The following is a 7,361-nucleotide window of genomic DNA, read 5'->3' as shown; positions in this document are numbered from 1 at the left end:
GCCGACGACTTGTCGTCATGCCGAAAGCATTGACACCTTGGAAGCAGCCGCTAACCTCTCGTGAGTACCACAGGGTGTTGAGGGTCGCGAGGCGCCTGATAGATTGATATCCCTTTGTCCGGTCTAAGTTTCAGGCGCTTAGCGGTTGTTGTTTGAACGGCTGTGCGTCAGCTCCCCGACCAAGTGTGGATTCCGTTCGACGCTCGAGCGACGCCTTGCGCTTTTCTTCAGCGGTCGCGATGAAGTCGGACAGTTCGCGCTCCATGGCTGAATCTTTGGCACCCGGTTTCCACGTCGCGGCACTGTGCCGCCTACGCGTAGTTCTAGCCAGCGCGAGTGCTGACATCGCGGCCTTCGCACACTCATATTGGACCTGACCGCAAAGGTCTATCGGCTCGCCGAACTCCCGAAATGCCTCCAAGTACTCTCGGGCAGCGTGCACAGTAGCCGGGTATTCACGCAACTCGGAGATAACTCGGCGGCTCAGGACGTGCCACTGCAGCCTGTCCGGATAGGCAAAAGCAGGGATGGACACGCCCTTGCTGGCTTCGCTGCTGATAGGGCCGCCGGCTCCGCTGCCGCCCAAACAGCCTTATGCATCATTGTCCGACAGCTTCGAGCGTAGCTTTCCAGCGATAACGCCAGCTCCAATGCAGTGTCGCGTCGCTGACGCCTGCGCTCCCGGGCATCTCGCGCCGAAATCCACGCTAGTGTCACGACAGAGCCGACTGCTGCCGACGCTAGTGCCAAAGTTATCGGAGCGTTCCAGCTAAGTCGCTGGAGAGATTCAAGCCATTCCTGCCGCATAGAGCGCGCCTCGGAGAAAGAGGTGCACAGAGTATACGCAATCGTTTGCGGGAGTATTCAGCGCAAAAAATGCGGTGTGCATTTTCGCCACAAACGGTTCGATCGGGCGACCCCATCTTGACAGATCGGACCGAACCCTGGTAATCGTCCGCCCAGCATCATCGGAGAGGCCGCCCAAATTTGGCGCTGCTTTACTTCTTTAAGCGGACGGGGCGTCGGCGTTGGTCCGAACGGTGGCAGCGGGTCCGCCTGTTGCCGCTCATGGGAAGTGCCGTTCGATTGCTGGACGATCGACAAGGTTCGGCCAACGACGGGCGATGGCCCACGGTTTCACGCGGACGTTCGGATGCCGGCTCCGCCCAGACAACGGACCTTCGCGCGCGGATCATGTCAGTCGCGTCGTCGGCCGTACCCGACATTCAGATATGGAAATCTGTGAGTCGGCTGCATGTTGCTTTCCCGACATTCGCCCCTCGGCAGATGCGAATGTCGGTTCTCACTGCAAGCGGATGCGTACTTGCGGTAGAGTCCGAAACGTTGCGAGATGCTATTCGTAATCCACGGGTGCGTGTCCCGCCTTCGTCGGCAACTACGTGCCAGCTGTGACCAGTATCACGGAACGCAGGACAGGCTACCTATATCGAGATGTGGCGCGGTAGCAGTCCGCCCCGGGACATGCTAATCATGACACTCGATCCGATCTCGTTCACCAGCGGTCTCCTTCCTGTTTTTTTACTGCCAACCGAAGCACCGTATAGCTCGATTGTGAGACCGGCGGCGCAAATCATGAACTAGCGTCGTTCCGGCGTGACTCGCAGTCACTGCGATCCTCACCTGGATCGGCACACTTTTCGCAGATCAGCCGTAGCAGTGAGACTCGCCATCATCCATTGCAATCGCAGCTCTGCGGCATGCACAGCGCGGCGAAGCGCATCGCGGGACTCGCTTCGGTGGGCGGGAATACGCACCACCCACCATTGTCATGGCGGAAGAAAAACATCGACAGCATGCCGGTCGGGCGCCGCGTCTGCACCAGTGCATAGCGCCGCCGGTTCGCCGGCGTGTGCCCGAAGCGCATGACGCGGACGGGGTTCGCCAGTCCCAGGCCAAGCCACTTATCGACCAGCGAGTGCAGGGAGTTATCGGCGGCGCGCATGACTGCTCTCCTTCGGCTGCAATGGATATACCGTGCCTTGACCCGGTGGCAGCGAACGCTCCTGATGGTGCGGGAGCGCTTGCACGGCAAAGATCCGAACTGCTGACCACGATCCAACAATAGCGACGCCGGATAAACACAATCTGAAATCTGCATTAAAAAATTTAAGGAATTCTTAGGGTTGCCTTTAATGCGCAGCCGTACTGTGCCTCCAACCTATCCGAGCGACCCGTTCCAGGTGCTCGCGAGACCGTCGCGCATCGCATTGCTTTTTGCAGCGAGAGGCCGGCCCCTGGCTCCCGCCCGAGGAGCGGCAGGCGGTGCGGCGGCGGTTCTATCGCGCGAAGACGAGCAGGCATACAGCCGGCAGCAGCCTTGGGCTCAGCCTCGCCGCCGCCGTCGCGACGATGCACGGGTCGGCGCTACGCTTCAACGACGTCGCGACCGGCTGCAGCATCGCGCTGTATGCGCCGCGCGGGCGGAACGCAGCCGCACGGCCCCGCGCGAATAAAACGCTTCTGCTCAGTGCAGCGTACGCAGCGCTTCATCGACGAACGCATTGGTGTAGGTCCGATCGACCTTCACCGACCCGTAAGCCGGATTCGCCGCGGCGAGCACCTGCCACTCCTTCGTCGCGCCGTCGTCCGGCATGCGTCCGTCGTTCGCGAACATCGGGATCTCCTCCTTCAACACCTTCAGATAAGCCACGCGGTCCTTGCCGCTGATCTCCGGCGGAATGACAGCCAGGAGCTGCTCGGGGGAATGGGAATTGATGTACTGCAGCGTGCGCACGAACGCGCCGGCCAGGTGCCGCGCAATCTCCGGATGCGCCCGAACGCGTGCGCCCGACATGTAGACCGTGCTCGAAGGAAACAGCGTGCCCAGACTCCGGCGCGTGCCGTCGACCGACGTCAGGTCCGCGAACACCGTGGCCACGCCTTTCGACTCGTAGAGATCCCCGTCGGGCGTCGGCGCTACGACGAAATCGGCGCTTCCGTCACGCAGCGCGTCGATGTTCTTCTCCTTGCCGTCCGTCCCGAGCCGCGTGTAATCGCCGATGCCGTGACCGCCCGCCAGCATGAGCGCGTTCGCGACCGTGCTCTTCGACGACCCGGCGCCGCCCGCAATGAAACGCGCGCCCTTGAGGTCAGTCACGCTCTGGTATTTCTCCCTTGCCTGGTTCGCGACGAGCACCTTCGCGCCCGGCGTCACGCCGAGCGTGACAACGGCCTGCGTATCGATGCCGCGCGCCTGGTTAACCACGTTGTGATGGTAGTAGGCGACCACCGCGTCGACCCGTCCGTCATTCAGCATGTCGGCCGTCGACACGTCGTCGCGGATGTTCATGACAGTCACGGCCATCTTGCCGTCGTTCAGATAGCCGAGACGCTCCGCCAGCACCACAGGGAAATTGCGGATGGCCTTAATCTCGTCGACGAGCAGGACGATGCGTTGCGGCGCCGCATCGGCAGCGGGCGTGGCCGGTTCGGCGGCGCTTGCCTGCCCACCGACCAGGCAAGCGGCAACGAGCGTAAGTGCGATTTTTTTCATCGGATCTTCCTTGCGAGCAGAGAGCTCATTGACTTACGGCGATGGGATCGGCGATCACCACCTGTTCTTCGGTGCGCACGTTCTTCTTGCTGTCGCTGATCGCTTTCCATTCAGGGTTGTGCGTCAGGCGCTCGCGGACTTTGTCCACCACCGCCTCGCGCGCGCTGAGGGCCGCCTCGTCCCTGTATTGCAGGAGTACCATCGCGGTCCACTGGCGGCCGGCCGGAAACTGGCTCGTATAAAGCGAATAGCTCGACAGGACGCCCTCGTCCATCCATCCCTTGAATTGCGGAATCACATAGGCGTCCGCGTACTTCTCGTAGTCGCCGGCTGAGACCAGTGTCTTGTACGGGATGACCACGTAGACCGGATTCACCGCCTTCGCGTCGAGCGCCTCCGCGCGTTTGGTATCAACCGGCGTCGTATGGATTGAAGTCGTCACCGCGAGCGCCTTCCCGGACAGCGCCGCGGGCTGCGCCTGCTCGAGCGTACGCCAGCGGTACAGGTCGTCGGGCGTCGCGAACGTCAGCAAGGCCATCGCGTCCCAGTTGTCCGAATCGGCATAGCGATTGAACAGCAGGCTGTATTGCCTGATTCGCCCGTTCTGCTTCCAGCGCGCGAGCTCGCGCGCGGTCGACTGCGCCAGCTCGTGGCGCAACGCGGGCCGGTTCGCGGGCGCGGTCTGGTAGGTGATGATCAGCGACAGCGCGTCGTTATCCGACGGCTCTGTCGCCCGCGCCGCGCTGGGGGGCAGCATGCCCGCCAGTACGACCGCGATGGCGAAGATACGGCCGATGGCCCGAATGGAGAGAAGATTCATGATGATTCGGTGAAGGTTGGGCATGGAAAGGGCTCCACGTTTTTTCAGAAATCGATCTTGGCCACCATCCGCACGCTGCGGTCCATTCCTGTGCCAAGCGTGCCGGTCTGCACCGAGTTCCAATAACGCTTGTTGAACAGGTTGTCGACGGCCACCCTGATGTCGACGTGCTTGCCGGCGATCCGGGTCGCGTAGCTGGCGCCGAGCGAGTAGATGGTGTAACCGGGGATGTAGCCCTGGTTCTGCGGGTTCACCGGGCGCTTCGTGATGAACGATGCACGCACCGTGAGCGACAGGCCGGGGAGCCAGAGCGGACGGTGCGTCAGTGCGATGTTGCCGATCCACTTCGGCGTATTCTCCGGCGTACGGCCCTTGATCGTCATGTCGAATTCCGGGTTCTGGACCGCGTGCAGGTACTGGACGGCTTCGGACAGCGACCACTGGCGCGAGATGTCCTGCGTGAGCACGGCTTCCGCGCCCCGGTATTCGATCGTGCCGTCGTTGGCGAAAATCTGCGTAGCCGGATTGGTCACCGCGTTCGCGCGCGTGATGTCGAACACGGACGCACTGAACTGCAACCACCTGAAGTAGTGATCGCGCACGCCGAACTCGTACTGCGTCGACACCGCGGGCGCAAGGACCTGGTAGGCGTTCTTCGCGTTTGCGGGGGCGACGCCGCCATCCTCGATGCCTTTCATGTAGCTGGCGAACAGTGTGGTGGTCGGCAGCAGGTCGTAGAGAATCCCGAATGCCGGAGACCCGACCCAGGTCGCTGACGACACCACGCCGTCGTTCGACGACGACCGGCTCTCGCGGAAGCCGAGCAGCAACTTCCACTTCGACCCGACGCCGATCATGTCGTAGGTATAGAGGCCGGTATCCGCGTTGACCTGCTTTGGCAGCGACGTGTCGGGATGGGTCGGCACCGGAGTGGGCAACGGGATGGGATCGAAGATGTTGACCCGCTCCGGCAACACGATCGTGTTTTGTCTGGGTGTCTCGGCGATGCGCTCGCTGCGCGACACGCCGAACGTGATGTCGTGCGAGAGCGGACCCGTGGCGAATTGACCGAGCAGTTCTGCCCGCTTGTACTTGTTGAAGTAGACCTGCGTCACCTCACTGACGGTCGGGATGCCGCCTGCCCCGGTGAACACGTTGTATCCGCCGATCCGGGTCGTCGAGCGCGAGCGATCCGAATCCGACTGACCGATTTCGACGAGCGCCTTCCAGCCGGGCGCAATGTCGTAGTCGACCCGCCCCTGGAAGTTCGTCGTCTTCGCGGAGAAAACCGCCCACGGGCCCGACAGCAGATTCCTCGGATCGGGCACGCGCGGCAACGTGATGTGTCCGTTGACCGCAGTCGGCAGGCTGATGCTGCCCTGCTCGACGACGTCCTTCCGATAGGTCTCGACATCGAACTGGAAATGCAGGCGGTTGGTGACCTGCCAGTCGGCGCCAACGCTGCCGAACCAGCCGTGCCCATTCGCACCGTGCACACCATTTTCGAGGTGCGTACCGGATGCGTTCACGCGGAGGCCGAACTGCTTTTCGCTGCCGAATCGATGGCTGAGGTCGGCCGCGACGCCGAACTGCCCGAACGAGTTGCCGAGCAGCGCCACCGAGGCGACGTCCCTGTCCATCGGCGCGCGCTTCGTCACCATGTTGAGGATGCCCGCGGGGCTTGCAACGCCGAACATCAGCGCGTTCGCGCCCTTCAGCGTCTCCACGCGCTCCTTGTCCTCCGCCGGCACCGACATCACGTTCGCGGTCGGCAGGCCGCCGTTGAGCCGGTAGTTCGCGAACAGGTTGACCTTGATGCCGCGAATGCTGGCCGCGTCGGCAGGGCTGCCCGACGAGTTGGTCGGCGCGACGCCGGCCTGGTTCTTGACCGCGTCGGTCACGCCTTCCGTCGCGGTCTGCAGCGCGCCGGCGCCCATCACCTCCTTGGTCATCGGCAGCGATTGCGTGTTGCCGAGCGCCTGCGCGTCGAGTCGCGCCGTAATCACCGACGTCGCCGGCACGAGCTGCCTCGGTTCGTACAACTCCGCGGCATCGCGGATCCGCCCTCGCAATTCATCCCGGATCTTCTCGGCCTTCTTCACGAGCACCTCCTGGTCGTCGCCGACGCGGTACGGCATCACCACGCCGAGCGCGCCGATCGTAGCGCCGCCGGCGTCCTGCAGCGGCAGTTCCACTTCGAGGCGATCTCCTTCGCGGCCGACCTCGACATGCGGCTTGCCGGTCTCGATGACACGCCGGTCGTCCGCATCGGCAGGCTTGCCGATGCGCCCGATGTTCGACGCGATGATCGGATAGTCGCCGCCCCCGCCCGGGCGCGCCACGTGCATCACGAGCGCCATCACGTCGCGGCGCTTGCGGATCACCTCGTCGACGAGCGTCTGCGCGTACGGATTCTCCGGAATGCCTTTGGTCGGGAGCACCGGATCGAAGAGTTCGTTCCCGTAGCGGATCTGCCGGCTCAGCTCGTCGCGGATGAGTGCGCCCGCCCGGATCAACGCCTCCTTGTCGAGCCCCGACCCCGGCGGATACGGGAACGTCACTTCGACTTCGCCGATCACTTTGCGCGTGACATCGAGCAGCGGCAGATGCACCTCGACGTTCTGGTCGCCTCGCTTGTTCACTTCCACGAACGGCGTACCGGTCTTGACCACGTCGAGATCGTCGGGGTCCGACTTCCTGCCGATCCGGTTCGCGGACTTGGCTGCGACGATGACGCTTTCCGCTCCTCCGGGGGGGCGCATATGAAGATCCAGCTCGACGAGCTCCGGGTGCAGCGCAACCGTGCGGTCCACCAGCTGCTGCGCATAGAGCTTCGCATGTCCGGGCCGCGGCGCGAGTGCATTCTCGCGCGTGCCGCTGTCGGCCTGCGCGTAGAGCGCCGGGGAAAACATCGCCATGACGGCCAATGCCACCATCGTTCTTCCGATCACCGCGGTCTCCTCCAGCTTGTTTGCATTATCAGTCTTCGATCCGGTCCGGCCGCGGCGGGCATCGCGCCCGATCGCA

Annotated in this window: 5 protein-coding genes; all 5 read right to left on the bottom strand. The window is 63.3% G+C overall.

Translation table 11 applies throughout. The features are described from left to right. Positions 1–130: 130 nt before the first annotated feature. Entirely contained in the window at positions 131–265 is a 135-nt protein-coding gene (locus OKW35_RS18320) for a hypothetical protein (protein ID WP_260321229.1), read from the bottom strand. A 1,425-nt stretch (positions 266–1,690) separates the two neighbouring features. After that, on the bottom strand, positions 1,691–1,963 hold the full coding sequence (locus OKW35_RS18315) for a hypothetical protein (RefSeq protein WP_121317629.1): 273 nt from the start codon (positions 1,961–1,963) through the stop codon (positions 1,691–1,693). A gap of 522 nt (positions 1,964–2,485) precedes the next feature. Next, positions 2,486–3,514: an ABC transporter substrate-binding protein gene (locus tag OKW35_RS18310; RefSeq protein ID WP_429552775.1), complete on the bottom strand. Its 1,029-nt coding sequence runs from the start codon at positions 3,512–3,514 to the stop codon at positions 2,486–2,488. A 25-nt stretch (positions 3,515–3,539) separates the two neighbouring features. Next, positions 3,540–4,334: a hypothetical protein gene (locus tag OKW35_RS18305; protein ID WP_429552774.1), complete on the bottom strand. Its 795-nt coding sequence runs from the start codon at positions 4,332–4,334 to the stop codon at positions 3,540–3,542. A 44-nt stretch (positions 4,335–4,378) separates the two neighbouring features. Further along, the gene (locus tag OKW35_RS18300) at positions 4,379–7,285 is read right to left on the bottom strand and encodes a TonB-dependent siderophore receptor (protein WP_429552773.1); all 2,907 of its coding nucleotides are present in this window, start codon (positions 7,283–7,285) and stop codon (positions 4,379–4,381) included. Between the last annotated feature and the right edge of the window lie 76 nt (positions 7,286–7,361).

This window comes from Paraburkholderia sp. MM5477-R1 (assembly GCF_050436385.1).
Taxonomy (GTDB): domain Bacteria; phylum Pseudomonadota; class Gammaproteobacteria; order Burkholderiales; family Burkholderiaceae; genus Paraburkholderia; species Paraburkholderia tuberum.
This window is presented reverse-complemented; position numbering and strand designations above follow the sequence as displayed.

Excerpts from the sequence above, each read along its gene's own strand:
- OKW35_RS18320 (WP_260321229.1), bottom strand. The coding sequence starts at position 265 with ATGGAGCGCGAACTGTCCGACTTCATCGCGACCGCTGAAGAAAAGCGC.
- OKW35_RS18315 (WP_121317629.1), bottom strand. The coding sequence starts at position 1,963 with ATGCGCGCCGCCGATAACTCCCTGCACTCGCTGGTCGATAAGTGGCTT.
- OKW35_RS18310 (WP_429552775.1), bottom strand. The coding sequence starts at position 3,514 with ATGAAAAAAATCGCACTTACGCTCGTTGCCGCTTGCCTGGTCGGTGGG.
- OKW35_RS18305 (WP_429552774.1), bottom strand. The coding sequence starts at position 4,334 with ATGAATCTTCTCTCCATTCGGGCCATCGGCCGTATCTTCGCCATCGCG.